Source organism: Enterobacter sp. Cy-643, from assembly GCF_011752815.1.
In the GTDB taxonomy this organism is placed as follows: domain Bacteria; phylum Pseudomonadota; class Gammaproteobacteria; order Enterobacterales; family Enterobacteriaceae; genus Cedecea.
The window spans coordinates 447440-461223 of sequence record NZ_VWWV01000003.1; the positions used below are offsets into that span (position 1 = coordinate 447440).

At 56.7% G+C, this 13784-nt stretch carries 15 protein-coding genes; 3 read left to right on the forward strand and 12 right to left on the reverse strand.

The genetic code is table 11. The features are described from left to right. Positions 1–78 precede the first annotated feature (78 nt). The 5 genes from mdcE to mdcA are packed head-to-tail and all read right to left on the reverse strand — an operon-like array spanning position 79 to position 4536. Positions 79–879, reverse strand: a complete 801-nt coding sequence (gene mdcE, locus F3J29_RS15160) for a biotin-independent malonate decarboxylase subunit gamma (RefSeq protein ID WP_166867269.1) — start codon at positions 877–879, stop codon at positions 79–81. Beyond that, positions 876–1709, reverse strand: coding sequence for a biotin-independent malonate decarboxylase subunit beta (locus F3J29_RS15165; RefSeq protein WP_166867270.1), 834 nt, complete (start codon positions 1707–1709; stop codon positions 876–878). The genes mdcE and F3J29_RS15165 overlap by 4 nt, the downstream gene beginning before the upstream one ends. After that, positions 1702–2001 (reverse strand): malonate decarboxylase acyl carrier protein, encoded by a 300-nt coding sequence (gene mdcC, locus F3J29_RS15170; protein ID WP_166867272.1) that lies wholly within the window; start codon positions 1999–2001, stop codon positions 1702–1704. The genes F3J29_RS15165 and mdcC overlap by 8 nt, the downstream gene beginning before the upstream one ends. A gap of 10 nt (positions 2002–2011) precedes the next feature. Further along, a complete protein-coding gene (locus F3J29_RS15175) occupies positions 2012–2881 on the reverse strand; it encodes a triphosphoribosyl-dephospho-CoA synthase (protein WP_166867274.1) in 870 nt (289 codons plus the stop codon). Continuing rightward, positions 2881–4536 carry a malonate decarboxylase subunit alpha gene (mdcA, locus tag F3J29_RS15180; RefSeq protein ID WP_166867276.1) on the reverse strand — a complete coding sequence of 552 codons (1656 nt, stop codon included), beginning with the start codon at positions 4534–4536 and terminating at the stop codon, positions 2881–2883. Before mdcA ends, F3J29_RS15175 begins: the two co-directional genes overlap by 1 nt. Positions 4537–4920: 384 nt before the next feature. Here mdcA and F3J29_RS15185 point away from each other — a divergent pair, with 384 nt between their 5' ends. Continuing rightward, a complete protein-coding gene (locus F3J29_RS15185) occupies positions 4921–5553 on the forward strand; it encodes a CatB-related O-acetyltransferase (protein WP_166867277.1) in 633 nt (210 codons plus the stop codon). Between the two features lie 37 nt (positions 5554–5590). Here F3J29_RS15185 and cybC read toward each other — a convergent pair whose 3' ends face one another. Both cybC and pmbA read right to left on the reverse strand, forming a co-directional pair. After that, the gene (gene cybC / locus F3J29_RS15190; protein ID WP_166867279.1) at positions 5591–5977 is read right to left on the reverse strand and encodes a cytochrome b562; all 387 of its coding nucleotides are present in this window, start codon (positions 5975–5977) and stop codon (positions 5591–5593) included. A gap of 58 nt (positions 5978–6035) precedes the next feature. Further along, entirely contained in the window at positions 6036–7388 is a 1353-nt protein-coding gene (pmbA, locus tag F3J29_RS15195) for a metalloprotease PmbA (RefSeq protein WP_166867540.1), read from the reverse strand. 99 nt (positions 7389–7487) lie between these two features. On the opposite strand from pmbA, the gene yjgA reads away from it, so the two are divergent. Further along, positions 7488–8042 (forward strand): ribosome biogenesis factor YjgA, encoded by a 555-nt coding sequence (gene yjgA, locus F3J29_RS15200; protein WP_126357818.1) that lies wholly within the window; start codon positions 7488–7490, stop codon positions 8040–8042. Positions 8043–8099: 57 nt separating this feature from the next. Here the strand turns inward: yjgA and F3J29_RS15205 are convergent, their stop codons facing one another. Further along, positions 8100–8729: a LysE family translocator gene (locus tag F3J29_RS15205; protein WP_166867281.1), complete on the reverse strand. Its 630-nt coding sequence runs from the start codon at positions 8727–8729 to the stop codon at positions 8100–8102. 74 nt (positions 8730–8803) lie between these two features. Further along, positions 8804–9334 (reverse strand): GNAT family N-acetyltransferase, encoded by a 531-nt coding sequence (locus tag F3J29_RS15210; protein WP_166867283.1) that lies wholly within the window; start codon positions 9332–9334, stop codon positions 8804–8806. Between the two features lie 121 nt (positions 9335–9455). On the opposite strand from F3J29_RS15210, the gene F3J29_RS15215 reads away from it, so the two are divergent. Then, entirely contained in the window at positions 9456–10556 is a 1101-nt protein-coding gene (locus tag F3J29_RS15215; RefSeq protein ID WP_286175403.1) for a threonine aldolase family protein, read from the forward strand. A 56-nt stretch (positions 10557–10612) separates the two neighbouring features. Here F3J29_RS15215 and epmA read toward each other — a convergent pair whose 3' ends face one another. The 3 genes from epmA to F3J29_RS15230 all read right to left on the reverse strand — a co-directional run bounded on the left by epmA (position 10613) and on the right by F3J29_RS15230 (position 13501). Continuing rightward, a complete protein-coding gene (epmA, locus tag F3J29_RS15220; RefSeq protein WP_166867285.1) occupies positions 10613–11590 on the reverse strand; it encodes an elongation factor P--(R)-beta-lysine ligase in 978 nt (325 codons plus the stop codon). Positions 11591–11694: 104 nt separating this feature from the next. After that, positions 11695–12741 carry a bifunctional transcriptional activator/DNA repair enzyme AdaA gene (locus F3J29_RS15225; RefSeq protein ID WP_166867287.1) on the reverse strand — a complete coding sequence of 349 codons (1047 nt, stop codon included), beginning with the start codon at positions 12739–12741 and terminating at the stop codon, positions 11695–11697. Continuing rightward, a complete protein-coding gene (locus F3J29_RS15230) occupies positions 12728–13501 on the reverse strand; it encodes an isocitrate lyase/PEP mutase family protein (RefSeq protein WP_166867289.1) in 774 nt (257 codons plus the stop codon). Before F3J29_RS15230 ends, F3J29_RS15225 begins: the two co-directional genes overlap by 14 nt. Between the last annotated feature and the right edge of the window lie 283 nt (positions 13502–13784).

Genomic DNA, 13784 nt, shown 5'->3' on the forward strand with positions numbered 1-13784 from the left:
TATTTTTTTCGGACGTCTTTTTATTCAGACACGGCGCACCGTGTCTGGTTATAGCATCCGGCAGGTCTGTCTTTTTTCTTACCAGCTGGCGCGCATGCGTTCACGAACCAGCGCCGAACTGTGGCGATTTTTCGCCAACAGACGGCATTTCAGCGAAGTATCGCTCCGAGCCTCTTTCACCGCCGTACTCAGGGCAGCCTGCACTTTTGCCACATCATCACTCTTCGGCTCATCCGGATTGTGGATATCCAGCAGCGTCGAGAGCAGACCCAGGGTTTCGTAATTGCTGATGTCATAGGCCATTGGAGGAATGGTCGCGGCCAGTTTTTCCAGCGCCTCGACGGTGCGTAAGGTGATCCGCGCGGCGGACGCTTTCCCCATCGCGTGAATCATTACGCCCTGGTCGTTAAAAGCGATCAGTCGGTTAGCCTGGTAGCCGTGAGCGAGAAATGCCCCGGACATCGCCTTGCCGACAATCAGGCCCACAACAGGGTGCCCGGCCAGACGAGCGTTGGCGTAAGCGCCTGCGGCACCTGCCAGCGCCTGGTGAATACCGAATGCCTCTTCGCGGCGACCATAGGCCTGACTAGGGACATCAATAACGGCGATGATGGCTCGCTTTTCAGCTTTGTCGGCATCTTCAGCGATGGTTTCGCTGACCACTTTTGCCAGCGTCCAGCCTTCTAACAGCCCGACTTCGCCGCCAGCAGCCCGGGGGTAATGGTTATTGGCATCGGGCACCACAGCGATAAAGCGAGCAGGTTTCCCGTCAACGTTACCGTCGGCGACCTGTACGGAGGCGCACAGCCCCGCCATACGTGGTGCATCCGGGACCAGAGTGTCCAGCCAAACGGCGGCACGATTCAGTTTCTGGCTCATGAGCGTTTCTCCCCAAAAAGCTGTTTGATTTGTTCGGCATCAGCCTGTTGACTGGTGTCGAAATGGGTCAGGCGATCCAGATACCACGCGTAGTTATCGGTGCGATGCCGTGCCGGAACGCCTTTGGCGATGGCTTTGTTGACCGCCTGCTTGACTGCGTGAACGCCGTCGCCAACCAGCGCGTCCACCAGCCCGCTCTGATAGCGAACTTCGCCGCCGGTCATGCTCCAGATAAACGGCCGATCCCGGGAATCGTATTCCTCAACGCCCGCTTCTTGCTCGATAACCTGAGGACCATTGAGGCCCAGGCGCGCTTCGCGAGTTACAATCAGATAGCTGCAAAGTGCAGCGGCAATCGACATCCCCCCAAAGCAGCCCACGGTTCCAGCGACAACGCCAATTACCGGGGTATAGCGACGCAGATCGACAATCGCCGCGTGAATATCGGCAATCGCCGCCAGGCCGAGGTTAGCCTCCTGCAGGCGCACGCCGCCGGTTTCCAGGCAAAGCACCGCCTGTGTCGGAATACCGTTGCGGTTGTCTTCCGCCGCCAGCTCAAGCGCGGCGGCCATTTTCGCCCCGGAGACTTCGCCCATACTGCCGCCCTGGAATGCGCCTTCGATGGCAATCACCACCGCCGGACCACCGTTGATCGTACCTTTGGCCACGACCATACCGTCGTCGGACTGAGGCACAATGCCCTGCGGCCCCAGCCATGGCGAAATAATGCCCTCAAAAGGATCGAGCAGTTCGCGGTAGCTGCCTTCATCAAGCAGCAGACGGGCACGCTCGCGGGCTCTTAATTCAATAAAGCTGCTGTCGTCACGCATGAGCCACCTCCTCAAAAACCTGTTCAATGCGGATACGCGCCACGCCCGGCGTCGCGCCAAAATCATGAATGTGCATTTGCCCGGCAGGCAGGTGACTCAGCGCGGCCAGGCGCTCGAAAAGCGCTTTCCAGCGTTTTTCGCTGTTATCGACGGAGGTGGTGATGTCGATGGTCAGAATCTGCCCCTGTGCGGCAGTAAACAGGACTTCCATATCGCCGGAGCCCACCACGCCAGCCAGAGCTTTGCCTGTGGCCGTGCGGGTTGCCGGAAATGACAACGTAATGTGTTCCATAACGCCCTCGTTAATTAAGTGAGTGAAGCGGAGTGGCATCGTTCTCGATGCGGTCCAGCAGGAGCGTGGCGGCGAGCAAATCAGCCGCGCCGCCCGGAGAGGCATTCAGCGCCAGCATATTGCGGTCGAGCAAATCCAGCGCATCACGGCCTTCTTTGCACGAAATCCCCCCGTTCATCAGCACGCTGCGGGCACCGTTCTGCATGGTTTCCAGGCCAGGTAAACCGGCACGAGAAAGCACACAGGTATCTGAAAGCGAAGTCATAATCGCCATCAAAGCGTCAATCCTGGCCTCGCCTTCCGTTGCCCCGGACTGGCGGCTACGGCGAAGCTGGGGCAGCGCAAGGCGCATCACGTGAGGGAAACCCTGCTGAGCCTCTTCTCGTGCACCCGGCACGCGATAGCGTCTTGTGGCTCTCAACCCTTTGCTGAAGCTTTTTGGCGCGGCTTCATCAGGAAGTGCGGCAAGTCGCGCTGCCGTAGCGGCGATCTCCACGCTGCTGCCATTCATACCGTGCATAGCGGCGGCGGAAATCAGCAGGCCGAGCGCCCAGATGGCTCCCCGGTGGGTATTCACTCCCCCGGTCGCCGCCATCATCTGTTGCTCACCTTCGCGACCCAGGCGCCCTATCAACTGGCGCAGCGCGATGTCTGCCGGACGTTCCCAGCTTTGTAATGCCAGAGCATGAAATGTCGGGGTCAGGCTGAGAGCCGATCGCTCCATCAGCGCCAGGCTGAGGTCGTGATGGGCGCCATTCCCCCGGCTGTCCACCAGACCGGGTTTCGGGCTCAGGCGGGCTTCCTCGATCAGGCTTTGGGTCGCAGCCCTTGCCAGCCAGCCCGCTTCGGCCTCGACGCCTTTCTGTGGATGTAATTTCATTACCAGCTCCGGAATTTCGCTGGCGGGTTGTAAAGACCGCCGGACCATTCGACGAGATCGGCCACGCTGCTTGCCGCCAGCAGAGAACGGGTCGCCTCGCTGCGGCGGATCCCCATATCTTCCGGGTAAGCCACTTTGCCGCTCTGGCGAAGTGCGGCGACCCGTTTAGCGTCCACGCCCAGGCCGATGTCGGTGATACCGGCGACCGCCGCTACCATCGCACGGCGTTCTCCCAGACTCTCCGCACGGTAGAGATATGCAATGCCTTCCTCGGTGAGCACGTGGGTGACGTCGTCGCCGTAAATCATTACCGGGGCCAGCGGCATGCCGGAGGTTTTGGCCACCTCTACGGCATCCAGGGTTTCCACGAAGGTGGGCTTCACGCCCGCCTGGAAGGTTTCGACCATCTGCACCACCAGCTTTTTACCGCGCTGCATCGGATCGGGCTCGGTGATCATGTTCAGCCACGCCGGCGTGGCGTGGCGACGACCGTGCGGATCGTGCCCCATATTTGGCGCGCCGCCGAAGCCCGATAAGCGGCCGCGCGTCACGGTTGAAGAGTTAGCCAGGCCATCAACCTGCAGGGTGGAACCAATAAACATATCCACAGCGTATTGCCCGGCCAGTTGGCACATGGCTCGGTTGGAGCGCATAGAGCCGTCTGCACCGGTAAAGAAGATATCCGGGCGGGCGCGAATGTACTCTTCCATGCCCAGCTCGCCGCCGAAGCAGTGCACGCTCTCGACCCAGCCGCTTTCAATCGCCGGGATCAGCGTCGGGTGCGGGTTCAGGGTCCAGTGTTTGCAGATTTTACCTTTCAGACCGAGCTGTTCGCCGTAAGTCGGCAGCAGCAGCTCAATGGCGGCGGTGTTAAAGCCGATCCCGTGGTTCAGCGACTGAACCTGGTGTTCGGCGTAAATGCCTTTGATGGCCATCATCGCCATCAGGATGTGTTCCTGCTTGATCAGGCGCGGGTCACGGGTAAACAGCGGTTCGATAAAGAAGGGTTTGTCGGCAACGACCACGTAGTCAATCCAGGATCCGGGAATGTCCACGCGCGGCAAATCGCAGTCATCGTCCACCAGTTCATTAACCTGGGCGATAACAATCCCGTCATGGAAGGCGGCAGCTTCAACCAATGCAGGCGTATCTTCAGTGCTCGGCCCGGTGTACAGGTTTCCTTTGCGGTCGGCTTTATAACCGGCGATGAGCGCGACGTTAGGCGCAAGATCGACGTACAAGCGCGCATAAAGCTCGATATAGGTGTGAATCGAGCCAATTTCTAACAGCCCGTCTTCAAGCAGTTGAGAAATACGCAGGCTTTGGGTGCCAGAGAAAGAGAAGTCAAGCTTGCGGGCAATACCTTTTTCAAAAATATCAAGGTGTTCACTGCGGCCGACGCTCGGCATGATCATATGCAGATCGTGTACTTTTTGCGGGCTGACGTCTGCCAGCATGCGGGAGAGAAAATCGGCCTGTTTTTGGTTATTTCCTTCCAGCACTACCCGGTCGCCCGGTGCAATCAGCTTTTCCATCACTTCGACGAGGTCCCCGGTCGGGATCACCTTGCCCTGTACGTTACTGGACGCCATACGTCGCTGCTTCTCGGTGCGACGCGTGTTCCAGACGCGGGCAGGCGTTTGGCTAGCACTCATTATTAACCTCCTGATTCAGCGCATCATTTTGATTGGCTTTAGTCTGGTTAAAAGTGTGCGCCACGCAGGGTTGGCTATCAATTAAGCTCAGGCGTTAATCATTAGCCTTAGAGTAATAATGGGTTTATCGTTTTGTGATCGAGGTAGAAGGCGAAGATGGCCAGGGTGCGCTACACGGATGAAGGAGGAAAAAGTGTACTCTGCGGCCCCCGATGTTAAGGTTGTCGAGTCTTAAATTCAGGTTTTAACGTCATGCTGCTCGTCGCCATACTCAACAATCCTCTGCTAAAACAGCCGCGCATCGCTTAGCGCGCTCACACATTCCCGTCTGCAATTTGAAACGGAACCTTGTTCCGTGGGCACACTTTTGTTGTGAGAAAAAACATGTCAAAAACTGAAAAGCACTGGTCTCAGGTCGAGTACCTGCACGAAACGGTGACCAACCCTAATATTCATATCAAAGGCCAGCACAGTTATTACAGCGACTGCTGGGATAGCGGTTTTGAGCGAAGCGTGGTGCGCTACCTGCAGGGTGACGCGGTGAGCCAGGAATGGGAACCCATTGGCAAACTTGACCAGCTGTGGGTAGGGGATTACGTCTGTATCGCCGCCGAAGCTGTAATATTGATGGGCGGCAACCACACGCATCGCGGCGACTGGTTCTCTCTTTATCCCTTTATCGAAACCATCAAAGACGCCTACCGCGCCAAAGGCGATACCACGCTAGGAGACGGATGCTGGATAGGCATGAGGGCAATCATCATGCCCGGCGTGACCATCGGTGAAGGCGCAATTATTGCCGCTGGCAGCGTGGTGACGAAAGACGTCACGCCTTACAGCGTCGTCGGCGGTAACCCGGCTAAACCCATCGCCCCGCGTTTCGAACCCGGGGTGATTGAGCGGCTGCTGAAGCTGCACATTTACCAGCTAAGCGACGAGCATTTTCAGGCTATTCAGCCCCTGCTGAGCAATAACGATATTGATGCGCTGGAACGCGCGGTGCGGGCACTGCAGTAACGAAAGCGGGCGGGAATAACCCGCCCGTTGTTAAATCTTAGCGAAACTTCTTGTGGTAGGTATCGCGAGTGGTTTTGAAGTCAGCGGCAGCAGCCTGAGCTTCTGTCACTTTGCCTTCGTTAGCCAGCTTCAGCGCACCGTCAATCTGGCCCACGAGGATATCAAACCCGTGGCGGTACTCTTTCATGTTGGCGCTGTCGGCAGCTTCATTTTCCAGCTTTGGCGGCGTACCTTTCTGCGCATCCAGAGCCGCTTCACGCATATTGCCCAGTGAAGTTTTCAGCTCGGTGGCGTCTTTGGTGCTCAGCACGGTCTTGTAGTTTTTCGCGATAATGTCCATGTCGTCACCGACATCTTTGGCAAACGCAGCGCCGGACAGTAACACGGATGATACGGCTAACATTGCAATCAGTTGCTTACGCATTTACTCACCTTATCTTTTTTATATGAGAAACGGGCGCGGCAGGACGCGCCACATTGCTTTACTGACCGGCTATCTTCATCTCCGGAAGTAAGACTGAACCACACTGAATGTTGCTACGTGTTTCTATATCGTTGCCAATAGTAACTATCTCGCGCCACATGTCTTTCAGGTTGCCGGCGATGGTGATTTCGCTCACCGGATACTGGATCTCGCCATTTTCAACCCAGAAGCCCGCCGCCCCGCGAGAATAGTCGCCGGTAATGCCGCTCACGCCCTGCCCCATCAGCTCGGTCACCACCAGCCCGGTGCCCATCTGTTTCAGCATTTCCTCAAAGCCCAGGCCCTGGCCGGCAATGCGCCAGTTGTGGATCCCGCCCGCGTGACCGGTACTTTTCAGCCCCAGCTTACGCGCGGAATAGTTGGTCAGCAGCCACTGCTGCAGCACGCCGTCCTTGATGATATCGCGGCGTTCGGTACGCACGCCTTCGCTGTCAAACGGCGTGGAAGCCAGGCCTTTCAGCAGGTGCGGATGCTCTTCAATGGTCATCCAGTCAGGTAAAATTTGCTTGCCCAGGGAATCCAGCAGGAAAGTTGATTTGCGGTACACCGCGCCGCCCGCAATCGCGCCAACCAGGTGACCAAACAGCCCCGTCGCCACTTCATTAGCGAAAATCACCGGCGCTTTCATCGTAGAGAGTTTACGCGGAGACAGGCGAGACAGCGTACGGCGCGCGCAGTCGGCTCCTACCCACTCGGGTGATTTCAGGTCTTCCATCGCGCGACCGATGGTGTAGGCGTAATCGCGCTCCATATCACCGTTTTCTTCGGCAATGACGCAGCTCGAAAGGGAATGGCGGGTGGAGCAGTAGCTCTGCAGCATACCGTGGCTGTTGCCGAATACTTTGATGCCGTAATGGCTGTTGAAACTGCCGCCTTCGGTATTGGTGATGCGTTTATCCACGTTCAGGGACGCGTTTTCCGCTCGCGCGGCAAGCTCAATGGCGCGCTCCGGGTCAATTTCCGTTGGGTGGAAGAGATCCAGATCGGGTGCATCAAAGGCCAGCAGTTCTTTTTCCGCCACGCCAGCATAAGGGTCCGGCGAGGTATAGCGAGCGATGTCCAGCGCGGCCTGCACGGTACGGGCAATGGCGTCCGGGCTCAGATCCGTGGACGAAGCGCTGCCTTTGCGGTTTTGGTGATAAACGGTGATGCCCAGCGCACCATCGCTGTTGAATTCGACGTTCTCCACCTCACCGTAGCGGGTGCTGACGCTGATACCGGTGGTTTTGCTGACCGCCACTTCCGCGCCGTCTGACTTGCCCTTTGCCAGCTCCAGCGCCTGTGAAACCGCCTGCTCCAGAACCTGACGTTGTTGTGCTACTTGCGTGTTTACTTTCATCGCTACTGCCATAATGTAAGGTGAGTCGTTCAAGTCTAACAGGATCAGAACAATTTCGCAGTGCAGGCCCATTGCTGGTAATATCCGCGTCAACTTTTTAAGGAGCCTAATATGACCAAGCAGCCCGAAGACTGGCTCGACGACGTGCCCGATGATGAAAATGAAGACGAAGATGATGAAATTATCTGGGTCAGTAAAAGTGAGATTAAGCGCGACGCCGAAGAGCTAAAACGCCTGGGCGTTGAGCTGATGGAACTGGGCAAAAATGCCCTGGAAAAAATCCCGCTCGACGATGATTTACGTGCCGCCATTGAGCTGGCGCAGCGCATCAAGAAAGAAGGCCGCCGCCGCCAGGTGCAGCTGATTGGCAAGATGATGCGTTCCCGCGACATGGATCCGATCCGTCAGGCGCTCGACAAGTTGAAAAATCGCCACAACCAGCAGGTTTCGCTGTTCCACAAGCTGGAAGCCCTGCGTGACCGCCTGGTAGAAGAAGGCGATGAGGCGATGAGCGAAGTGCTGAGACTTTATCCGCAGGCTGACCGCCAGCAGCTGCGCGTACTGATCCGTAACGCACAAAAAGAAAAAGCGGCCAATAAGCCGCCTAAGTCCTACCGTCAAATCTTCTCTTACCTTCGCGAACTCGCCGAAGAGCAGGAAAGCTAAGACGTTAGCGCTGGCCTGTTTTCTCCCCGGCCAGCGCCCAATTTCCTCTGACCTTTCTCAGGTCAAATTACTGCGTCGATACAGCGCCACGCCCACCGCCAGCACGGCGAGCATACCCGCACAGCTGCGGTTCACCCAGCGCATCACGTTGGCGGAGAATTTACGCATCGCGTGGCGGCCACCCCAGGCGTAAATCGTCATCATGATGCAGTCGATAATCGCGCTGACCAGCGCCAGAATCATGTACTGCATCGCCACCGGCTCCTGCGGGCGGATGAACTGCGGTAAAAATGCCGAGAAGAACAGCAGCCCTTTGGGGTTGGATAAGCCAACCATCAGCGAGCGCAGAAACGCCGTTTTGCCCGTGGCCACCGCAGCCGAAGCGCTCACGCTCAACGCTTTCGCCGGCGCTCGCCACAGCACGTAAGCCAGATAGACCAGGTAAAGCGCGCCGCCCCATTTCACCACTGTAAACAGCTGTTCAGAAGCCTGTAACAACGCGCCCAGGCCGCAGCCCACCGCGCCAATCAGCAGCAGGTCCGCCAGCACCGCACCGAGAAAGCCGTAGCCCGCAATGCGCATTCCGTAGGTGGCTCCGTTATTCAGCGCTAAAAGCATCGACGGGCCTGGCGTCACCATAACCGCGCTAACGGCGATGACGTAAAGAAACAGCGTGGTGATATCCATCCATCAAGTCCTGGTAAAAAAATAGAGTCGCGCCCGGCGGCCACTGCCTGCCGGGGACTTTTAAAACGTTTAGATTAAAACGGGCGTTCCATCACGACGCGGCAAAGATCGTCAAAAAAGCGGCCATACCGGGCTTCATCGATGGGCTGCGGAAAACTCAACACAATCAGCTGATGATCGGGGATGTCCGCATGGTAAGTCGGGTGGTGATGCGCATAGTCGTTTTCGCAGAAACCGAGGCTTTGATAAAAACGCAGCCGCTTATGGGCGATCTCGGTGGTGAGCGGATCTATTTCAAGGATCGTTTGCGGGTAGAGCTGCAAAAACTGGCTTAGCATTCTCTTACCATAGCCTTGCGCACGCAGCTGTCCGTTCACAGCAAGGTGCTCAATATAGGCATAATCGCCAAAAGCCCACGCGCCGATCATGCCGACAAACTGCTCGCCGTCAAACCAGGCCTGCAGGCTGTAATTAGGGTGAGAAAGCGCGCTGACTTTTGCGGCAGGCTGGCGTTTTTCATGCCGCGGGAAGGCGCTTTCATACAGCTCGTCCACGCATTCAAAATACGGGGAGCTGCGGTCGGTAATTCGTTTTATCGTTAGCATGAGCGCAGTTTACCAAATGTATACACTTTACGATCGCCATTTCGGGTAGCTTATTCACATTGCGTTAATGCCCTACGTTCCCCTTTGACTTAACCCGTCCAGATAGAGGTTCTCTGCTTTGATGCCAGATATCGATGCCCAACGACGCGCTCTTAAGCTTGCCTGTAAAACCGAGCTGAGAGGATTTAAAGAAATGACGCCTGCGGAGCAATTCCAGGAGATGGCCGACTGGGCCAGGGAAAATGACGTCGCCCATGACAGCTACGGCGTGGGGGATTTTATCGCGGGTTTTGAGGCCAAAATCGCTCAGCTACTGGGTAAACCAGCGGCAATATTTATTCCTACCGGAGTGATGGCGCAGCTGATAGCGGTCATTATCTGGAGCGAACGTAACCGCCTGCCTCGCTTTGGCGCGCACGCGACATCGCACCTGCTGATTCATGAACAGCAAACTTTTCAGGCCCTGGTGAAGATGCATGGCGTCGTCGTCGGCCATAAACTACGGCCTATCCTCGCCAGTGATTTTACCGCCATAGCGGAGCCTTTAAGCTGCCTTGTGGTTGAACTTCCCGCGCGTGAGATTGGCGGGCAACTCCCAGAGTGGGACGAGCTGGAAGCCCTGAAAACCGCAGCCGCAGAAGCTGGCACGCCGCTGCATATGGACGGGGCTCGCCTGTGGGAGAGCCGGGCGTATTACCAGCGCTCCTGGGCTGAGATTGCTGAGGGTTTTTCTTCAGTCTACGTTTCCGTCTACAAGGGCCTCGGGGGTATTTCAGGTTCGTTACTCGCTGGCGATGAAGACTTTATCCGCCAGGCTCGCGTCTGGCTCAGACGATTAGGCGGTAACGTGGTGACGCAAAGTCCCGCGGTGGTTTCCACGGCAATGCGCTTAGAAAAACGGCTGGCCATCCTTGAGAGCTGCTATCAGCGCACCCTCAGTCTCGCCGCCAGCCTGGAGGCCGTGCCGGGCATTCGTATCCTGCCCCGCAGACCTCAGGTCAACATGCTGCATGTTTATTTCGATGCGGATAAAGAAACATTACTCAGCGCCAGGGATGACATAGCCAGGCAGGAGGGATGCTGGCTGTTCAATGCGCTGGAAGAGGCCGAAGTACCGGGCTGGTGTAAAACGGAATGGTATGTAGGCGACAATATGCTGCCGATAGACAACGAGACCGTTTTAAACTTGTTCCACCAATTGATGGCTAAAGCAAGCCGCTAACCGTTCGCCAGCAGATAAAAAAATGGCCCCGCATAGGGGCCATGATTCTTTGGGCATTAGGCCCGATCGACGGTAAAGGCCAAAACCTCGGAGAGGCTTTCAGCCCCCAGCGCCAGCATAATCAGGCGATCAACGCCCAGCGCCACACCGGAACTGTCCGGCATGCCGGCTTCCAGCGCCGCCAGCAGGTTCATGTCCACCGGCTGCTGCGGCAGGCCAAGCGCCGCGCGTTTGCGGTTATCCTGCTCGAAACGCTGCTGCTGTTCGCGGGCGTCGGTCAGCTCATGGAAGCCATTCGCCAGCTCGATACCTTTGAAGTAAACCTCAAAGCGCTCCGCCACGCGGTGATCTTCGGTGCTGATCTGCGCCAGAGAGGCCTGGCTTGCCGGGAAGTGATACACGAAGGTCGGCTTTTCTTTGCCAATCTGCGGCTCGACGCCCATCGCAAACAGCAGCTGCAGCAGCGTGTCTCTGTCTTCTTCTTTGTCGGCGATGTTGCTCAGATCCAGCTTCGCCGCCGCTTCACGCAGCTGCGCTTTGTCCGCTGACAGCGGGTCGATATCCAGATGGCGCTGGAAGGCCTGCTGATAAGACAGACTTTCTGCGGCACCGCATTCCAGCACCTGCTGCAGGAGATCGTCCACCTCATTCATCAGGCGGTACATGTCGTAGTGGGGGCGATACCACTCCAGCATGGTGAATTCCGGGTTGTGGTGGCGCCCCATCTCTTCATTACGGAAACTACGGCACAGCTGGAACACCGGGCCACAGCCCGCCGCCAGCAGGCGTTTCATGTGGTATTCCGGGCTGGTCATCAGGTATAAATTCATGCCCTGAGAGTGACCTGGACCGACGAAACGGGTTTCAAACGGCACCAGATGAATATCGGTTACCGTCGCCTGGCTCATGCAGGGTGTTTCCACCTCCAGAACGCCTCGGTCGGCGAAGAAGCGCCGAATCTCCGCCATAATGGCGGCGCGTTTTAACAAATTGGGGATGGATGCGCTCGGCTGCCAGGTGGCCGTTTCGCTCATGAGAAAGTCTCCGTATTTATGCAAGGCCGAGAAGTCTACCCGCATCACAGAAAGGAGACAAATTTTGTGCAGAGAATTTTGTTCTGAGCGTTTTATGGCCCGCGTTACGCAAACTTTTTCTCGTGCTCCAGCAGCCATTTTTTTCGTGCAATTCCACCGCCGTATCCCGTCATAGCGCCGTTTTTACCGATGATTCTGTGGCACGGAATGACGATAGCAATCCGGTTCGCGCCGTTGGCTCCCGCCACCGCACGCACGGCATCTGGATTCTCCATTTTTATCGCCAGCGCCTGATAGTGAGAGGTTGCCCCATAAGGTACGGTATCGAGCTGCTGCCAGACTTTTTGCTGGAATGCGCTGCCCGGCGTATGCAGCGAAAGGGTGAACTGCTGCCTTTTTCCAGCAAAGTATTCCCCGATCTCTTTTTCCGCCTGCCGCGTATGACCATTTTCCCCGGCGATGATACGGGCATTGAGCCGCGACTGCAGATCGTCAAATTCCCGCTCCAGCGCGCGTCGGTCAACAAACTCCAGCAGGCAGACGCCCATCTCGGTGGCGCACACAAACATCGGCCCGATGGGTGTGGTAAAACGGTGAATAACGATGATATCTGCCGCCCGGCTGGGGGCATCGCCAGTGAGTTTTTTACAGGTATAGCCAAACCCACTCAGCGAGTCGTAGCCGCTGCTAAACGCCGCATCCGTCGCGCTTTTCCCACGCCTGAGCTCCTGCAACGCCACATTCACACGCAGCATTCTCTGCCAGGCCTGAAAAGTCATCCCGTGCTGTTGCACAAACCAGCGCCGGAGACGTTCAGGGCTGATGTTGTGCTGGCGCAGCTCGCCATCGCTGACCCGGTTATCACTGCTCGCCCTGAACAGGGCAATGGCCTGCTCGACTATGGGCGGCGCAGAGAAGGCGTTTTCGGTGGGTCGGCAAATCTTGCAGGGACGAAAGCCCGCGTGAAGCGCGGATTTGAAGTCGTCATAAAACTCAACGTTACCCCGCTTAGGTTTGCGCGCGCGGCAGTTAGAAATGCAAAACACGCCGGTGGTTTTCACGCCCACGAAAAAAACGCCGACATGCTCGGAAGAACGCGCCACCAGCGCCTCATACCAGGCATCGCACTGCGCGATATCAAGGATTTTCATCGGCAAAGATCTCGTCAAATGCGCCCCGCTGGCGGAGGCTAAACAACAGATGCTGTAACTTGCGGTTCAGCGCGGCGTGCACAAAATTCCCCATCGAGACGCGTTTCACCCCAAGCGCCGCCAGTTGATTAACGTCGGGCAGACCCGGCATGCACATCACATTCAGCGGGAGATCAACTGCGCCAGCAATCGCCTGAATATCTTCAGGCAAGGTCACGCAGGGCACAAAGAAGCCGTCAGCGCCCGCCTGCTGATATAGCTTCCCACGGGCGAGAGTTTGCTTCAGCGCATCCTGCTCACCAAGCAAAAAGCCATCTGTTCTGGCATTGATAAAGAGCGGTTTTTTCGCGGTATCCAACCCTGCTTTTATCGCGCTCAGGCGGGCTGCAAAGTGTCTGACATCCAGTAAACGACGCTCTCCCCGCTCAACTTTGCTGTCTTCAAGGTTAATGCCGACAGCCCCCAGTTCTGCCAGCTGAATGGCCTGGCGCACCACCGTTTCGGTGTCATCCCCATACCCGGCTTCCATATCGACGGAAAGCGGCAAATCGACGCGCTCACGTATACGGGCCACCAGAGCCAGAAGTACCGAAAATGGCATTTCTTCACCATCTTTATAGCCCAGCATATCGGCGATTGCCGCGCTTGAGGTGCCCAGCGCCTGATAACCCGCGGCCTGTGCCGCCTGAGCACTTGTGACGTCCCAAACGTTAGCCAGCAACAATGGCGTGCTCTGACAATGCATCTGACGGAAGCTCATTTTTATCCCCTGCTTTTATAGAATGAAAAAGATTCTGTGCTCCAGCCGGGGCGGCCACAACCGAAAAACAGACGACTATTTTTCGCCGCTTTTTCTTCGCATTACACCATTTAAGCATTCATTTTTGTGACGCAATTCATTAACAGCGGTAATTAATCGACCTGTAGAACAGCAAAAAAATCGAACAAATCAAATTTCCCTAAAATCCCTCCGGTTATACTTCCTCTACCTAAAAAGGAGCAGGGATACACCTTTCGCAGCCACCGCCTTTCGGGCAGTGAAT

Coding starts and splice junctions, on each gene's coding strand:
- F3J29_RS15185 (WP_166867277.1), top strand. CDS start 4,921: ATGTCAAAAACTGAAAAGCACTGGTCTCAGGTCGAGTACCTGCACGAA.
- yjgA (WP_126357818.1), top strand. CDS start 7,488: ATGACCAAGCAGCCCGAAGACTGGCTCGACGACGTGCCCGATGATGAA.
- F3J29_RS15175 (WP_166867274.1), bottom strand. CDS start 2,881: ATGAAATTACATCCACAGAAAGGCGTCGAGGCCGAAGCGGGCTGGCTG.
- F3J29_RS15210 (WP_166867283.1), bottom strand. CDS start 9,334: ATGCTAACGATAAAACGAATTACCGACCGCAGCTCCCCGTATTTTGAA.
- mdcC (WP_166867272.1), bottom strand. CDS start 2,001: ATGGAACACATTACGTTGTCATTTCCGGCAACCCGCACGGCCACAGGC.
- F3J29_RS15205 (WP_166867281.1), bottom strand. CDS start 8,729: ATGGATATCACCACGCTGTTTCTTTACGTCATCGCCGTTAGCGCGGTT.
- F3J29_RS15215 (WP_286175403.1), top strand. CDS start 9,456: ATGCCAGATATCGATGCCCAACGACGCGCTCTTAAGCTTGCCTGTAAA.
- epmA (WP_166867285.1), bottom strand. CDS start 11,590: ATGAGCGAAACGGCCACCTGGCAGCCGAGCGCATCCATCCCCAATTTG.
- mdcE (WP_166867269.1), bottom strand. CDS start 879: ATGAGCCAGAAACTGAATCGTGCCGCCGTTTGGCTGGACACTCTGGTC.
- cybC (WP_166867279.1), bottom strand. CDS start 5,977: ATGCGTAAGCAACTGATTGCAATGTTAGCCGTATCATCCGTGTTACTG.
- F3J29_RS15230 (WP_166867289.1), bottom strand. CDS start 13,501: ATGAGCTTCCGTCAGATGCATTGTCAGAGCACGCCATTGTTGCTGGCT.
- F3J29_RS15225 (WP_166867287.1), bottom strand. CDS start 12,741: ATGAAAATCCTTGATATCGCGCAGTGCGATGCCTGGTATGAGGCGCTG.
- pmbA (WP_166867540.1), bottom strand. CDS start 7,388: ATGGCAGTAGCGATGAAAGTAAACACGCAAGTAGCACAACAACGTCAG.
- F3J29_RS15165 (WP_166867270.1), bottom strand. CDS start 1,709: ATGCGTGACGACAGCAGCTTTATTGAATTAAGAGCCCGCGAGCGTGCC.
- mdcA (WP_166867276.1), bottom strand. CDS start 4,536: ATGAGTGCTAGCCAAACGCCTGCCCGCGTCTGGAACACGCGTCGCACC.